A 16406-nucleotide genomic window follows, 5' to 3' on the forward strand; every position below is an offset into this window, starting at 1 on the left:
AAACCGGAAGATCCGAAGCCAGAAGATCCGAAGCCAGAAGATCCAAAACCGAAAGATCCGAAACCAGAGGATCCAAAACCGGAAGATCCAAAACCGGAAGATCCAAAACCGGAAGATCCAGAAAAACCAGGTAAACCAAGCGAACCAGGTACTCCAGGAGAAACTCCTGAAAAACCAGAAGATCCAGGAAAACCAGGTGAAGAAGATCCAAAAGCTCCAACCAATCCCGCTAATGATCCATCAACAGGAGAAGTTGAAAAAGCAACGACATTGCCTCAAACTGGTGAGGTATCTGGTCATCTCTTTGGAGCGGCTGCCCTATCCATTCTTTCTGGATTAGGTCTTATCGCAAGTCAACGCCGTAAAAAAGAAGAAGAATAATTGTCGGATTAAAATGGACTAACAATGGGTCTAGCAATGAGCTAAGCAACAATGGTTGCTTGGCTCATTTTTTTGTTCAAGTAAAGTGATGAATTATAGGGGATCATCAGACTATCTAATAAAGGGAGATGTTTTTTATTAATTTCTAATATTTATAGTATTAAATTCAAACGAATGTTAGACTAACTATATACATTATTATTAAAGGAGCGGACTATGAAGAAAAAATTAATGACCTCAATCTTAATTGCCAGCTTATTGATGACGGGAGCATCCAATCCCTTAATCTATGGATAAGAAGAATCGTCCAACGAAGCAGAATCTAGCCAAGAGATGTCAACCGAATCGGCAGAGGCGGATACAGCTTCCCTAGTGGATTTCCCGGAAGAACATTCTGGACATTTTGTGCAAGAGTTTGATCTGTCCCATCATGAAGCTAAGGATAAGGTGCGTCTATGGATTCCTTATGCAGAATCGAATGATTATCAAGAAATCTCTAATGTGAAGATCGAAGTATCGGATGAATCCGTTGAATATCAAGTGACGGAAGATGAGTTAGGCAATAAGATGATCTATGTGGAATGGCCAGCCGACCAAAAAGATCGTAAGTTAACTTACTCTTTCGATGTTACTCGCAAACGCGTAGACAAGCCTGAATTTAATGAAGAAGAAGCGATTGATAAGGATGAGTTCGCTCAATATCTAACGGGATCTAAATTAGTTCCAATTGGCGATGAAATGAAAGAATTATCCGACGAAATCTCTCAAGAGGATGCCACAGTAGAAGATAAGGTAAGAGCTATCTACAAATGGATCTTTGACAATATGGTCCGTAACGACGATGTAGTGGGTTGTGGTACAGGAGATGCCCTTGATTCGATTGCTAGTTTAGATGGTAAATGTACCGATATTCACTCTGTCTTTATTGGTTTAACGAGAGCTCAAGGAATTCCTTCACGGGAAGTCTTCGGCGTTCGGATGAAGGATGAAGATGGCGATGTAACGGGAAGCCAACACTGTTGGGTAGAATACTATCAACCAGGCACAGGATGGGTAGCAATTGACGTTGCCGATGTGCTTAAGATGGTCCTAAATAAAGAATTAGATAAGTCTAGTCCAGAAGCTCAGACTTACTATGATTATTATTATGGTAACTTAGATCCAATGCGGGTTGCCTTCTCAACGGGTCGTGACTTAACCTTAAATCCAGAACAAGAAGCTGGTCCAGTTAACCAATTTGGTTATCCTTATGCCGAAGTGGATGGTCAAGCACTAGATTGCTATCAAGCAGAAGACTTTGGTTATCATTTTGACTATCAATTAGCAGAATAATGAATGACCGCCAGCCGCAAGGCTGGCTTTTTTATATGCTATTTTGGGGCTTTTCTAGGGGGAGTTTTTGTTATAGAATGTTTAGAGTGCATCGGTGTTTATAAGAGCAAAGCTTTTAAAGGATAAGCCGCTGATAGGATTGATAATGATTCAGAGATCGGGTCTGAAGCGAATTGGCTGAGGGCTCGATTTTGTTAATTTAGGGAGAGGATATTAGTGAATTCATTGATTCATGCCGATAATATATGGGCATTGTGGGCAATCATTGCAGGCTGTGCAACGATTGCGATTGTTTTGGAACAAAAATACGACTGGGCCAGTAAGGTCACTGGGGCTATCATCGCCTTAGTGATGATGTTAGTACTGTCAAATGTAGGAGTGATTCCAACTAGTTCACCAGTTTATGATGCGGTCTGGGATTATATTGTCCCCTTGGCCTTACCCATGTTATTATTTACTGCTGATCTGAAGTCTATTAAGCAAGGAGCGGGGCGCTTAATGTTGATCTTCCTTTTGTCAAGTCTGGGGACGATTGTAGGGGGGGTGTTGGCTTATTTTTTGCTTCGAGACCTGATTCCACAATTGAACGATATTGTGCCTATGTTTATTGGAACTTATATTGGGGGTGGAGTGAACTTTGTGGCTTTATCGACGGCCTATAAAGTTCCGGCTGCTACTACCTCAGCTGCCATGGTGGCGGATAATCTCTTGATGGCTCTATATTTCTTTGTACTTATTACCTTACCTGGATTGAAGTGGATTCAGTACCATTATTCCCATCCGCATATGGATAAGCTCACAGAAATGACTACCGAAGATCGGTCAGCAAGTGATACGATGGCCGCAAAATATTGGAGTCCTAAGGATATTTCTTTGAAGGATATTGCTTTAACAGTCAGCTTGTCCTTAGTGATTGTGGCCTTATCTTCAGCCTTAGCTAATTTCATGAGTGATTCCTTTAGCGGTCAAGACCTCTTGTCAGTAGTGCTTAGAAGTTTCTTTGGAAATAAGTATCTATTAATAACGACCTTTACCATCTTATTAGCCTCTTTATGCCCCAATTGGATGCAGTCTATTCATGGTAGTCAAGAATTAGGGACTTTTTTAATCTATCTCTTTTTTGCGGTGATTGGGGCTCCTGCATCGGTACCCTTGATTCTTTCAGAGTCGCCACTCTTACTCTTATTTGCTGCGATCATGGTCTTTACCAATCTTCTATGGACGCTCCTTTGTGGCAAGCTGTTTAAGTTCAGCATTGAGGAGATTGTGGTTTCTTCCAATGCCAATATCGGTGGACCGACCACAGCGGCAGCCATGGCTGTCTCCAAGGGTTGGGGGGATCTCATCGTACCATCTCTCTTGGTTGGAACACTCGGTTATGTGGTAGGTAATTATTTAGGCGTCTTGATTGGTATTCTATTGCATTAGTAAATAATGGACGATTGCTTAGCAATCGTTTTTTTGATTAATACTATTAATAACTATTATAGACTATCTTTTTTACATGAAAGGAGTATACTTGATCCAAAGAATACTGATAGATGCTATAAATTTATAGGAGGTCATCATGAAGATCAAAAAAATGGGTCGTTGGTTACTGGCGACCGTAATATTAGCAGGATCCAGTGGAGCGAGTTCGCTTGAACCTGGACAGGTCATAACAGAAGTTACACAGCCCTTTGGAATCTCAAGGGTCTATGCTTCTGATGCGTCAGATGAACTGTCTTCTTGGGGAGATTTAGTTAAGAAAGTCAGTGAAAGTACTGAAGGTTCAGAGGTAACATTGACTGTCGGTTCTCAAGGTATTGATGGGTCACAAGCCAGTGATAAGCTAGTGGTTCGAAAGGGACAAACCCTCCATCTAGTCGGAACAGGGACTTTAAAAGGAAAAGGTCTTGATTCGATTGTGGTAGAAGAAGGAGGGACGCTGACAATTGATGGACCGACTGTCAGCAATGCGCAAGTCCAGGTTAAAGGACAATTGAACATCGTCAACGGTGGGATTAAAGATACTAAGTTACCGGGATCGATTATTTCTGTAGAGGGTGGAAGCTTGCATTTATCTGGAGGAGAGATCTCTAGTAATGAGGCACAAGCTTTAACCGATAGTGATAATACAGAATATTCAGTAGTGACGATCAAAAAAGGATCCATGGTGATGGATGGTGGGAGAGTCAGTCAGAATAAGAGTCTGCAATTTGGTGGAGCCATAAGTTCTTGGGATAAAGATTCAACGATAACCATCAATGACGGCGAGATTAGTAACAATCAAGCCATTCATCCCACGAGGTACGCTTATGGGGGTGCCATTTACACTAGAGGTGGAACCATCTCGATGAACAAAGGAATGGTCAAGGCTAATTCAGCTGAGCGCGGCGGAGCAGTGGCGATTGATAATGGGATATTCCAAATGAAAGATGGAAGCTTTGAGGATAATTCAAATGGTGAATATAGTGGCCAAGGTGGTGCACTTTATGCTTTAAGTCAGTCTAAGTTAACGATCGATGGTGGTCAGTTTAACCATAACAAAGCAAATGGAGCAGGGGGTGCTCTCTATATTGCAGATAGTTATACTAAAATTAATGGTGGTAGCTATACCAATAACGAATCGTCAAAATCTGGTGGTGCACTAGCGCTAATTAAAAGTAAAGATGCCGCAGAAGACGTTGGAATTACGGAGATTCATGCCGGAGAATTTAAGGGTAATGAGGCAACAGGATTCTGGGGTGGTGGCGCAATTTATAATGATACTTTTTCGACTTTAAGAATGTATAATACATTGATTAAGGATAACCGCGTTGAAAAACCTTTCTTAATTGGAATTGGTGTTGGCGGTAAATCAAAACCAGCGAGCATGCAAGGTGGGGGTGTTTGGAATTGCCCAACGGGTCAGACAATCACCCATATTGATAAAGGAGTTGCCATCTATGACAATGAGGCTGGTAATGCTAACCAAGGCAAATACTTAGGGGCTGGAGATGACTTTGTTAATATTCAAAAAGATATTAAGAATCCAGGCCTTGAGATTACTTCTAGACTCTTAGGTGGCGGTCATCGTTTATGGTATAAGGATGGTTCGATTCAAAATATCCATGTGAATTATGAAGTCGGTCAACAAGATCCTCGATTTGATCCGAATAACCCTGGAGAACCGCTTGAATATAATAAAGTGATGGAGGGGCATCTTGGTTATAAGTCGGTGCCATCAGAAGATTCGAAGTTTCTAGCAGAGAGATTGGCTAAAGTATTCATTATGGGTAATAAGGCGAGTCACTTAGGAATATCAGGTGGTGGAATTACCAATAATGGGAAATTAATCTTTGGTCAAGAAGGAAGCTTCCAATTGAAATTGGTTAAAAAGTGGGTGGACCAAGATGGGAATTCACTCGATTCCAATCAACTTCCTGAAGGAGTCAACATTCCTTATCAAATTACGATCAAAGTATTGATTAATGGTCGACAAACAGATACTGTCGTTCTCAAGAAATCAGAAGGATGGACGGCCACGATTGATGATTTCCCAAATCCAGAATACTTAGAAAACTCCGAAATTTCATTTGTTGAAGAAGAGGTTCCAGGATTTAAATTAGAAGTACGTGAGGCTAATTTAACAGAAGCTAGCTTAGAATATGAATTAGTGAATAAGATTAAGTCCGCGGATTATACACCGGTCGTGTCTAAGGTGTTGACTGGTAGAGAGTTGAAGGATAACGAGTTTACTTTCCAATTGTTGCAAGACGGTCAAGTAATTGATACAGTCACAAATACGGCTTCAGGACAGGTATCCTTTAGAACGCTTAAGTATACGAAGCCTGGGACATATAACTATCAAATCAAAGAAGTTAAGCCTGAAGAATTGACCGAATTAGGCTTGACGTATGATGAGCGTATTTATACCTTAACGGTGGAAGTAACAGATAATCTTGATTTACAAGCTACTTACAAGGTTGATAATGAAGCAGCTGACCAGGCTACTTTTGAGAATAAATTTGAGCCAGTGAAAGCTAATTTTGTTCCTCAAGCCATGAAGACCTTGAGTGGTCGCGAGTTAAAAGAAGGCGAGTTTACTTTCCAATTATTGGAAGATGACAAAGTTATTGATACCGCAACAAATACGGCGGCTGGTCAAGTGACCTTCAAGGAAATAGAATATTCCCAACCAGGAACTTATCACTATACAATTCGTGAGCGTTCAGGTAGGGAAATAGGTATGTCTTATGATCAATCGGTTTATCAATTGACAGTGACTGTCGATGATAAGATGGAACTAACCGCTATTTATTCTAAAGAAGGACAAACAGTAGAAGAACCTAATTTTGTCAATACGGTAGGAGACTCACCTAAAGGCTTAGTAACCTTATATAAGGTAGATGCGGACACCAATGCAGCCTTAAAAGGGGCTCAGTTTAAGTTGGTTCAGGATAAAGCAGCGATCCCATTCTATTTAGATGATCCAACCGGACAAGTTCAATCAGTTTCGGGTATTCAAGTGATTGGATCAGAAAGTCAAACAGTGGATCCTATTTTAAATGATGGTCAGATTGCTTTTGATGAATCTAAGCGTACAAAAGTGTATTTAGGAGCGGGTTCATATCAGTTGGATCTCACGAATGCTAAGGTGGAACCGACTATTGAAGAATCAAAAGACTTTGAATTAATCGCTCATTATCTAAAAGATGAAGCAGGAAATGTTTCGGGTATTATGATTGAAGTTAAAATAACCGATTCAAAAGAAACGAGTGAAGAGACAACAAGTTCAAGTACTGATTCGACTACTACAACGACCACTTCGGTCGAAGTTGATTCAGAGACTAATGCAGAACTTGTTCAGATTGAACAAGAAATTAAAGAATTAGAAGCTCAAATGGAAGCGGCAAAACAGGTCCAACCAATTATTGAACAACGCTTGGTATCGACTACGAGTCAAGAACCAGCGTCAGAACCAGTGGGAGAAATGGAAACTAATGGAGACGGTCAAGCAGCCTCTCCAGCCTATGAAGAGGTTGTTGTTAATCAGGATGAATTGGATCAAAGTCGGGCTCGAGTGAAGGAATTAGAAGCACAAATTTCTGAGCTTAAAATTCAATTAGCCCAACTTCAAGCCGCTTCAACTACAAGTACTACGAGGGTCACTACGGTAACATCCAGTGAAACAAGCGTGACTTCTGTAGAAGACGAATCGACAATTGAGACTTCAGTGGAACAGAGTAATTTATCGAGTTCCTTTAACGTGACTTTGATGGAACCTGTTATTCGTACAACAGGTGATCAAGGTGAAATTATCTTTGATCGTTTACCTCTAGGAATCTATCATTTTGAAGAGGTTCAAGCTCCTTCAGGTTATCAAATGAATGATCAACCAATTCCTCCATTTGAGATTATGCTAGCGGCAAATCAAGGTGTAGGAGTTAAGTATAAACCAGTCGATCCAATAACTGTTAAAAATGCAAAGGTTCCAGAAGAAACAACCACAGAAACAACAGTTACGACGGAGTCAACTTCGACAACCGAGTCAACGACGACAAGTGAGTCAACTTCGACAACCGAGTCAACAACGACAAGTGAATCGACTTCGACGACGGAGTCAACTTCGACAACCGAGTCAACGACGACAAGTGAATCAACAACGACAAGTGAATCGACTTCGACGACGGAATCAACAACGACAAGTGAATCGACCACTAGTACAGAAGAAAGGACGACAACACCCACGACGCTTGAATCAACTCAATCAACGCCGACACCGCCTAAACCGGGTCAGCCTAAACAAGGGTTACCTGGAACTGGGGAAGATGTTTCACGAACTTTATCAGCGATTGCTGGTATGATCTTCTTGGTAGGTCTTGTCTTATTGATTCGTTCCAAAGATTCATCCGATGAAAAAGATTAATTAGTAATCATCAATTGATGACTATTTCCCCCAAATGATTTGCCCATTAAGGACATTATTTGGGGGCTTTTTCATTTATAACTTGCTTGTTAAGATTGTAAAAAATATAATAAATAGTAGATTGAGTGAATCTGAAAAGAAAGAGGATTTTAATGAAAAATACCTATCTTAATAAATCTTATCGAGACTTAAGTCAAAAATATCCCCATGAAAAGGAATTTCTTCAAGCGGTACACTTGTTTTTTAATGAGATTGAACCGGTGATCGATCTCCATCCTGAGTATCAAGACCAAGCAGTCTTGGAGCGTCTAGTGGAACCAGAGCGAGCAATTAGTTTTCGGGTGCCTTGGGTGAATGACCAAGGAAAGGTTAAAGTGAACACCGGCTATCGGGTCCAATTTTCCTCGGTTTTAGGACCTTATAAAGGAGGAATCCGCTTTGATCCTTCGGTAAATCTATCGATATTGAAGTTTCTAGGCTTTGAACAGACCTTTAAGAATGCCTTGACAGGTCTTCCTATGGGAGGTGGTAAAGGTGGGGCTGATTTTGATCCACGAGGCAAGTCAGATCAGGAGATCATGCGCTTTTGTCAAAGCTTTATGACGGAATTATACCGTCATATTGGTCCAGACCTTGATGTTCCTGCTGGGGACATTGGTGTGGCAGGACGTGAGATCGGCTATCTTTATGGTCAGTACAAGCGTCTGCAAGGACCTCAACCAGGAGTGTTAACGGGTAAGCCGGTTGTCTTAGGAGGGAATGAATCGCGTCCGCCTGCTACTGGCTACGGCTTAATCTATTTCTTAAAACAGATGTTAGCTGAAGCAAGACAAGACCTAGCAGGAAAGACGATAATGATTTCAGGTGCAGGAAATGTCGCTTCTCATGCATGTCGTAAGGCTCAAGAATTAGGGGCAAACGTGGTAACCTTATCGGATATTGATTATGCTATCTATGATCCTAAGGGGATTGATTTAGAGCTTGTGATTCAATTGCGAGATGATCCGCAGGCAAACTTGGTTGATTATTCTAAGCGGCACCCTCAAGCCCAGGTACGAGCACAATCAGTCTGGGACTGGGCGATTGAAGCGGATATAGCCCTTCCATGTGCGACTCAAAATGAGATGAATCATGTGCAAGTTAAGCGATTGTTGGATAAGGGGCTTAGCTTTATAGCTGAAGGAGCGAATATGCCTTTAACGGCAGAGGCTTGCCAAGTGGTTAAAGAAGCAGAGATTCCTTATGCTCCAGGTAAGGCAAGTAATGCGGGTGGGGTAGCTGTTTCAGGCTTGGAAATGTGCCAAAATGCGGCTCGACTGCCTATGAAGCCGGACCAGGTGGATCAAAGACTTCAAGAAATTATGACTCATATCTTTAATCAATGTAAAGAAGCAAGTTTGCGTCATGGTCGCGGACTGAATTATGCCTTTGGCGCTGATATTGCCTCTTTTGAGAAGGTAGTGGAAGGTTTGTTACAATTAGGCGTGGTATAGAAGGGAGAATGATTCAATGCAAAGCAAGCATCATTGGTTAAAGCATACCTTGTTATTTACTTCTATGTGGGTCTTAGCAGCTTGTTCCCAAGAAGCTAAGTCGGATCAGTCGTCTAAGTCTCCGAAAGATTCGACCGAGCTGACTAGTTCGATTGAGACATCTAAAGATACTCAAGCTCAATCACTCGAAACAACAACTACCAGCCAGTCTGACTTTCCAAGGATCGAAGAGGCCGTGGAGACGACCCAAAGCCCGATTAAACCACTGGATAAGGATACTCCCTTGAAGGATGGACGTTATCAGGCCTTATCGCCAGAAAATGAGCAAGGCAATCAGCTTTATCATGTGATTGTCGTCAAAGATGGCAAAGTTCAATCATCTGACTTTGATTATTTTAATCAAAAGCACAATAAAATCAGTAAGAGTGAAGAATATAATCTTCAAATGAAGCAGGCGACGGGAGTAGATCTCGAGGAAGTGATTGAGGCTTTAGATAGTGATTTTTTAGCTAATCCTTACCAAGAAGTAGACGCCATAGCAGGGGCTAGTCAAACGGTTATGGATTATAAGGGGTCGGCCCAAGTTTTAATGGCTGCTGCTTCACGAGGTGACCAGTCTGTTCAAAAAGTATCGATCAGTTCCCAAAAGTAAGCTTTTTATCAGAGGTAACCTTTCAAGTTATTGGACTTGAAGGGTTATTTTTTTAATAAGTAACTAGATGATTAGGCTTTTTTCTAGCACCTGGGATTAATTTCCAGTAAAATAAAGATAGCTTAAAAAATGAGGAGGAATTGTATGATAGCATTATTTGTTGTTTTAGGAATCATTGTATTGATCGCTTTGTGGGGTGTGGGTGTTTATAATGGCTTTATCAAGCAACATGAGATGGTCGACAACGCCATGGCTCAAATTGCAGCCCAAGTTGAATCGCGTTGGGATGCCTTATCCAACTTGATGCAAGCCACTAAAAATTACCAAAGTCATGAAGCAGAAACGCTCACTCAAATTGTAAAGGCAAGATCAGGAATTGATCGTCATTCCTCAGTACAAGATGTCGTTAAGGACGATCAGGCATTCCAACAGGCTTTACGGTCGATTGATGTCGTAGTTGAACAATATCCTGATTTGAAGGCGTCTCAAGTCTATCAAACGACCATGAATTCGGTGAATCAATATGAGAATAATGTTCGACAATCTCGGATGGTCTTCAATGATACGGTCACTCGTTTTAATCGAATGATTAAGGTCTTTCCTCAATCCATTATTGCGGGAATGGCGGGCTTCCAAGCGGAAGAATACTTCAAGGCAAGCCCAGAAAAAACGGAGATGCCCCAATGGTAGGCCGTCTTAGACCTTCGTTATCAGTTCGTTCTAAGCTTCTTTGGCCGCTGGTGTTACTGACGTTTTTTTGCCTGTGGACGGTTCAGACAGTTTATGCTGCTGATCTGGATATTAAAAGGATTGAGGTCCAAGTCGAACTTCAATCGGACGGGTCGGCTGATATCCAAGAGACTTGGCAAGTTCGAACGGAGGGCTATACAGAGCTTTATAAGGCGATTGAATTAGCTTCTAATCAAGCAGTAGAAGATTTTCAGGTGAGTCTCAATGGACGAACTTTTGATTCTCTTGGGACCGATTGGGACCTCGATGCTTCCTTTGAAGAGAAGGCCTTTAAGAGCGGTCAAAACGGTAATGAGCTCAACTGGGGGATTAGTCAGGAAGGCAACCAGACTTATCAGTTAAGCTACCGAATTAAGAATTTTGTGATGCAGACTCAGACGGATCAGATGATCTACTGGCAGTTTGTGAGTCCTGATCTAGCAGATTCTCCGGAGAACTTCTCAGTGACGATCGCCAGTGCTGACCATCCCTTGAGTTTGGAGACTAATCGAATCTGGGCCTTTGGCTATTCAGGCCGAGTTGACTTCAAAGAAGGTCGGGTTGAAGCTAGGAATGATCAGCCCTTGCAGCAAGGCGATGCTTGCATCTTATTGGTAAGAATTCCTAGTGAGACTTATGCCACTCAACAAGATCTCGATGAGACCTTTGATGATTATGTCCAACGAGCTTTCCAAGGGTCGGATTATAATTATGAGGACTATGATCCGAATGCGACGTATGATGATATTAAAAAGATGCAGGCCTCAGAGGAAGATTCCTCAGCTTCTTGGATGATTGGGGGAGTGGTCTTGTTGGCAGGGGTCACGGCTATTTATACGGTTATTAATAGTATTAATAATCGTCGTGCCCTGAGGAAGTACTATCCAGACCTAGAGATGCGCTCAAGGGAACTTGAAGGACAATATGAACGCCAAGCTCCGGGAGAAGATGTCTTTATGGGTTATGAATTATTGGATAACCTATCCGTTGCTGACTTGGAGGAGAATTACACAACAGCCTGTATTTTAACTTTAGTGAAGGCTGGAGCTTTAAGCCTGGAAGAAGTCGAAGAGGGCTTGTTTAATAAGAAGCAATTGGCCTTTGTCTTGGATCCCAATCAGGCAAATTTTACCGCGAAACCTTTAATAGCGTTCTGGGATTTATTAATGTCTGCCAGTGATGACCAAGGCCGTCTCAGACAGAAAGACTTAAAGAATTACATCCGTAAAAATTACCAAGACTATGAATCTTTTCTAAAGTTATGCCAGACGGATTCAAAAGCCAGACTTCAAGTTGGAGGTTATCTCGAGGGACTGCGCTTAAAGACAGTTAAGTCAGCGGATTTTCAAAGAGCCAGTCAACAAGTGGGCTATCAACTCACTGAGTCTGGTTTTGAGATGCGGGATCAATGGGTGAAATTCTACAATTATCTGAAGGACTTCTCCTTGATTAATGAACGACATGCTTTAGAGGTCGGCTTATGGGATCAGCTTTTGATCTATGCCAGCGCATTAGGAATTGCTGACCAAGTGGAGCAAGAATTTGTTAAGTTGAACCCTGATTATGTGAAGGAATCAACCTATAGTTATAACGGGCGTCAATTTACTTATGCAGACTACTACTTAATGAGTCGTTTAATGAATAATTCTTACCATCAAGCAACCAGTAGCCATACCATCACTCAGTCCATGTCATCAGGGGGCGGTGGCTTCTCAAGTATGGGAGGCGGTGGCGGTTCTTTTGGAGGCGGTGGCGGAGGTGCCAGATAGCTTTAGAGCCGGCCATTTACCCTTTTATACAAGAAAAAAGGCTTTATTTTCATTATAGACTAGCATTCTTCAGTGATTTTTGGTAGAATAGCTGGTGTGCAAAAAATTAAGAATTAGCATTCTACTAGACTAAGAGACAAAGGAGTTTTATATATGTCAATTAAAGCAGAATTAAGAACAAAAACAGGTACAGGTGCATCCAAGCAAGCACGTCGTGAAGGTAAGATTCCGGCAACGCTTTATGGTAAAGAAGTAGAAGCCACTTCTCTATTAGTATCTGCACGTGAATTTGAAGCTTTATTAAAAGCTGAAGGATCTAATGCCGTATTTGATGTGGAGTTTGATGGCAAAACTCAACAAGTAATCTTAAAAGACTTTGAAAAAGCAAGTCTTAAAGATCATTTCTACTCAATCGACTTAGAAGCGATCTCAGCGAACCAAAAATTACAAGTTGAAGTGCCATTGGTTCTTCTCAACGAAGAAACCGTTAAGGTGGGTATTGTAGCACAAGTCTTCAATACGATTGAAATTGAAACAACACCAGCAAATATTCCAAATGCGTTTGAAATTGATGTTAAAGGCATGGAAATTGGTGATACTAAGTCAATCTGTGATTTAGAAGTACCTGCTGGAGTTGAAATCTTAGAAGATGCTGAAGAAACCATCGTTTCTGTCATTGCACCAACCGAAGAACCAGCTGAAGATGAAGAATCAGAAGCAGCTGAACCAGAAGTAATTGGTGAAAAAGAAGACGAAGAATAAGCATCATCAAAATGTAAATTAAAGCTGTGACTTGGGTCACGGCTTTTTTGTTAAGTAGAAGATGCAAAGGAAGGGGCAAAAGGATGGAGTCAAAGCAATTGAAGCAAGCCATTAAAGCCAAGGCTCAGGCTATTGGTATCGATAAGATCGGCTTTACAGATGCCGCTCCTTTTTTGTCGATTGAGGCTAAATATCAAGAGCAGATAGATCGAGGATATTCTACCGGTTTTGAGCACCCTATTTTAGAGGAACGAATATATCCTGATCGGATCTTTGACCAACCAAGGTCGATCATTGCGATATGTTTGGCCTATCCTTCTGCCGTACCGGTAGTTGAAGAAGAACGAAAGGGGCCAAGACGGGGGTTATTTGCGAGGGCTTCCTGGGGGATTGACTATCATACAATTCTAAGAGATAAGATGTCGCAGTTAATTGCCTATTTGGAAGAATTAGTGCCCGATGCACGCTTTAAGTCCATGGTGGATACCGGTGAATTGTCAGATGTTGCGGTGGCTGAACGAGCAGGGATTGGTTTTGTGGGGCGTAATACGCTCTTAATTACCCCAGAATTTGGTTCTTATGTTTATCTGGGAGAGATTGTGACTGACTTGGTGATCGATCCGGATGATCCGATACCTAACGGTTGTGGGGATTGTTATCGCTGTATCAAGGCTTGTCCAACTCAAGCCCTCCTAGGGGAGGGGCAGATCAATGGTCGACGGTGTTTGTCTTATCAGACCCAGACTAAGGACTTAATGCCTTTAGAATTTCGCCGTAAAATGACTCATGTCATCTATGGCTGTGATATCTGTCAGATGGCTTGTCCCTATAATCGGGGCGTGGATAGTCATCTGCATCCAGAGATGGAGCCGGATGCGGAAGTGGTTCGGCCAGTGCTCCAGGACCTCTTGTTTTTGACGAATAAGGAATTTAAGACGAAGTATGGCCATCTCTCAGGCGCTTGGCGGGGTAAAAAGCCCATTCAACGAAATGCCATTATTGCTTTAGCTAATTATCGTGACCGTACCAGTATGCCCTTGTTGATGCAAGTATTAGAAGAGGATCCGCGTCCAGTCATTCGCGCGACAGCAGCCTATGCTTTAAGTCTTATTGAAGGTCAGCAAAACCCAGCTTTGTTACAATTGATTGAAGATCAACGAGCTAAAGAAGATCAACCAGAGATTATCGATGAGATGACTCAAGCGATTCAACGTTTACAAGATAAGCGTCCTGCAAGATAAAGAAAAGGAGATGGATCATGAAGAACCATATCGCATTATTTGAACCCTTGATGCCAGCCAATACGGGGAATATCGCTCGGACTTGTGCGGCAACCAATACCAGTCTGCATTTGATTGAACCTCTTGGTTTTTCCACGTCCGACAAAATGTTAAAACGTGCAGGTCTGGACTATTGGGATAAGGTGGATATTATTTATCATGAGAACTTAGCTGCCTTTATGGATTATGTGGGTTCACACCCCTTGTTTTTAATTTCTAAGTTTGCTAGGCAGGTCTATTCTCAAGCAAATTTAGCGGACCCCTCAGTGTCTGAACAATTTTTCCTTTTTGGTAAGGAAACGACGGGACTTCCGGAAGAATTTATGGAAGCTCATAAGGATCAGTGCCTAAGGATACCCATGAACGACGAGCATGTTCGGTCCTTGAACCTTTCCAATACGGCTAATATCATTATTTATGAAGCCTTGCGCCAACAGGACTTTCAAGGCTTAGATTCCTTGCACCATTACCGTGATACGGAAAAATCACGCCGCATGGCTTGGTAGCTTGATAAATGAGCGGATCAGGACTTGATTTTTTCATCAAACTCTAATATAATATCGATAATAGTGATTTGACTAGTATTTAAGCGCGCTTGTTGAAGAAAGTTGGCGGTTGATGAAAGCCATCCAAGCTCCTTGAGGAATCCACAAATCTTAACTGCTTTATGAAATCAACTTAAGTAAAGCCGGTCGTCGCCGTTATGATCAGAGTGTAAAAGCAAGGCTTTTAAAATAGGGTGGCACCGCGGAATCAGAGACCTTTCGTCCCAAATATCGGGAGGGTCTCTTTTTTGATTAAAAAGGAGGAAGTAGGATGTTAGATCGTAAATATTTAAGAGCAAATCTAGAAGAAGTGAGTCAGAAGTTAAGTTTAAGAGGGGTAAAGCAAGAAACTTTAGTTGAGTTTAAAGATTTAGACCAAAAAAGGCGTCAGATCCTGGTCGACTTGGAAGCGATGAAGCAGGAACGGAACCAAGTTTCACAAGAAATCGCACAGATCAAACGGCAAAAGGGAGATGCTGATCAACAGATTAGTCAGATGCAAGCGTTAGGTAAAGAAATTTCAGGCTTAGAGGGTCAATTAAATGAAGTGGAAGACCAATTGACCTATATTGAACATCGCTTGCCAAATATAGCTCATGAGTCGGTTCCACAAGGGGCTGATGAGGCAGACAATCAAGAAGTACGGCGCTGGGGTCAACAACCTGAGTTCGACTTTGAACCCTTGAATCACTGGGATATTGGTGAAAAATTGGGTATTTTAGATTTTGATCGGGCAAGTAAGGTCACTGGGGCACGTTTTGTGTATTACAAGGGCTTAGGTGCTAGATTGGAGCGGGCCTTATACAACTTCATGTTAGACCGGCACTTGGCTGAAGGGTATACTGAAGTAATTCCTCCTTATATTGTCAATCAAGATTCTATGTTTGGAACGGGACAATATCCTAAGTTCAAGGAAGATACCTTTGAATTGGTGAACGATGACCGTCATTATGTCTTAATTCCAACGGCGGAAGTGCCTTTAACTAATTACTACCGCGATGAAATCTTAAGTGAGGATGACTTACCGATTAAGTTCACTGCTATGTCACCTTCATTCCGTTCTGAAGCTGGATCAGCCGGACGGGATACTCGAGGATTAATCCGGATGCATCAATTCCATAAGGTTGAGATGGTTAAATTCGCGCATCCTGATCACTCTTATGATGAGTTAGAAGCGATGGTTGCGAATGCTGAGGGAATTCTTCAAGCATTGAATCTACCTTATCGGGTAGTAAATCTTTGTACTGGGGATCTTGGTTTCTCAGCGGCTAAGACTTATGACTTAGAAGTTTGGGTACCGGGTCAAGCAACTTACCGAGAGATTTCTTCTTGCTCGAATATTGAAGCCTTCCAAGCTCGTCGCGCCATGATTCGTTACCGTGACCATCAAGATAAGCTGCATTATGTCCATACCTTAAATGGTTCTGGTCTTGCTGTAGGACGGACTGTGGTAGCCATCTTAGAAAATTATCAACAAGCAGACGGCAGTGTCAAAATCCCAGAAGTGCTTGTACCATATATGGGCGGTATTACAGAAATTACTCCCGCTTAATTCATGGTATAGGGGGATTGT

At 41.9% G+C, this 16406-nt stretch carries 12 protein-coding genes; all 12 read left to right on the plus strand.

Annotated features, from left to right (window positions below; translation table 11 throughout):
* A partial coding sequence (locus HMPREF2758_RS07525; RefSeq protein ID WP_148128896.1) for an LPXTG cell wall anchor domain-containing protein occupies positions 1-381 on the plus strand: 381 nt, incomplete at its 5' end.
* Positions 382-714: 333 nt separating this feature from the next.
* Positions 715-1713, plus strand: coding sequence for a transglutaminase-like domain-containing protein (locus tag HMPREF2758_RS07530; protein WP_246823288.1), 999 nt, complete (start codon positions 715-717; stop codon positions 1711-1713).
* 216 nt (positions 1714-1929) lie between these two features.
* A complete protein-coding gene (locus tag HMPREF2758_RS07535; RefSeq protein WP_070609813.1) occupies positions 1930-3141 on the plus strand; it encodes a DUF819 family protein in 1212 nt (403 codons plus the stop codon).
* A gap of 139 nt (positions 3142-3280) precedes the next feature.
* Positions 3281-7603 (plus strand): Spy0128 family protein, encoded by a 4323-nt coding sequence (locus tag HMPREF2758_RS07540; protein ID WP_070609814.1) that lies wholly within the window; start codon positions 3281-3283, stop codon positions 7601-7603.
* Positions 7604-7749: 146 nt separating this feature from the next.
* Positions 7750-9096 carry an NADP-specific glutamate dehydrogenase gene (gene gdhA, locus HMPREF2758_RS07545; protein ID WP_371440329.1) on the plus strand — a complete coding sequence of 449 codons (1347 nt, stop codon included), beginning with the start codon at positions 7750-7752 and terminating at the stop codon, positions 9094-9096.
* 16 nt (positions 9097-9112) lie between these two features.
* Entirely contained in the window at positions 9113-9748 is a 636-nt protein-coding gene (locus tag HMPREF2758_RS07550; protein ID WP_070609816.1) for a hypothetical protein, read from the plus strand.
* Positions 9749-9892: 144 nt separating this feature from the next.
* Positions 9893-10438 (plus strand): LemA family protein, encoded by a 546-nt coding sequence (locus HMPREF2758_RS07555; protein WP_070609817.1) that lies wholly within the window; start codon positions 9893-9895, stop codon positions 10436-10438.
* Positions 10432-12246, plus strand: a complete 1815-nt coding sequence (locus tag HMPREF2758_RS07560) for a DUF2207 family protein (RefSeq protein WP_070609818.1) — start codon at positions 10432-10434, stop codon at positions 12244-12246. The genes HMPREF2758_RS07555 and HMPREF2758_RS07560 overlap by 7 nt, the downstream gene beginning before the upstream one ends.
* A gap of 153 nt (positions 12247-12399) precedes the next feature.
* Positions 12400-13008, plus strand: coding sequence for a 50S ribosomal protein L25 (locus tag HMPREF2758_RS07565; protein WP_070609819.1), 609 nt, complete (start codon positions 12400-12402; stop codon positions 13006-13008).
* Positions 13009-13091: 83 nt separating this feature from the next.
* A complete protein-coding gene (gene queG / locus HMPREF2758_RS07570; protein ID WP_070609820.1) occupies positions 13092-14249 on the plus strand; it encodes a tRNA epoxyqueuosine(34) reductase QueG in 1158 nt (385 codons plus the stop codon).
* 17 nt (positions 14250-14266) lie between these two features.
* Positions 14267-14794, plus strand: coding sequence for a tRNA (cytidine(34)-2'-O)-methyltransferase (locus HMPREF2758_RS07575; protein ID WP_070609822.1), 528 nt, complete (start codon positions 14267-14269; stop codon positions 14792-14794).
* 310 nt (positions 14795-15104) lie between these two features.
* Positions 15105-16385, plus strand: a complete 1281-nt coding sequence (gene serS, locus HMPREF2758_RS07580; RefSeq protein ID WP_070609824.1) for a serine--tRNA ligase — start codon at positions 15105-15107, stop codon at positions 16383-16385.
* Positions 16386-16406 lie beyond the last annotated feature (21 nt).

It is taken from the genome of Facklamia sp. HMSC062C11, from assembly GCF_001810675.1.
GTDB classification, from domain to species: Bacteria; Bacillota; Bacilli; order Lactobacillales; family Aerococcaceae; genus Facklamia; species Facklamia hominis.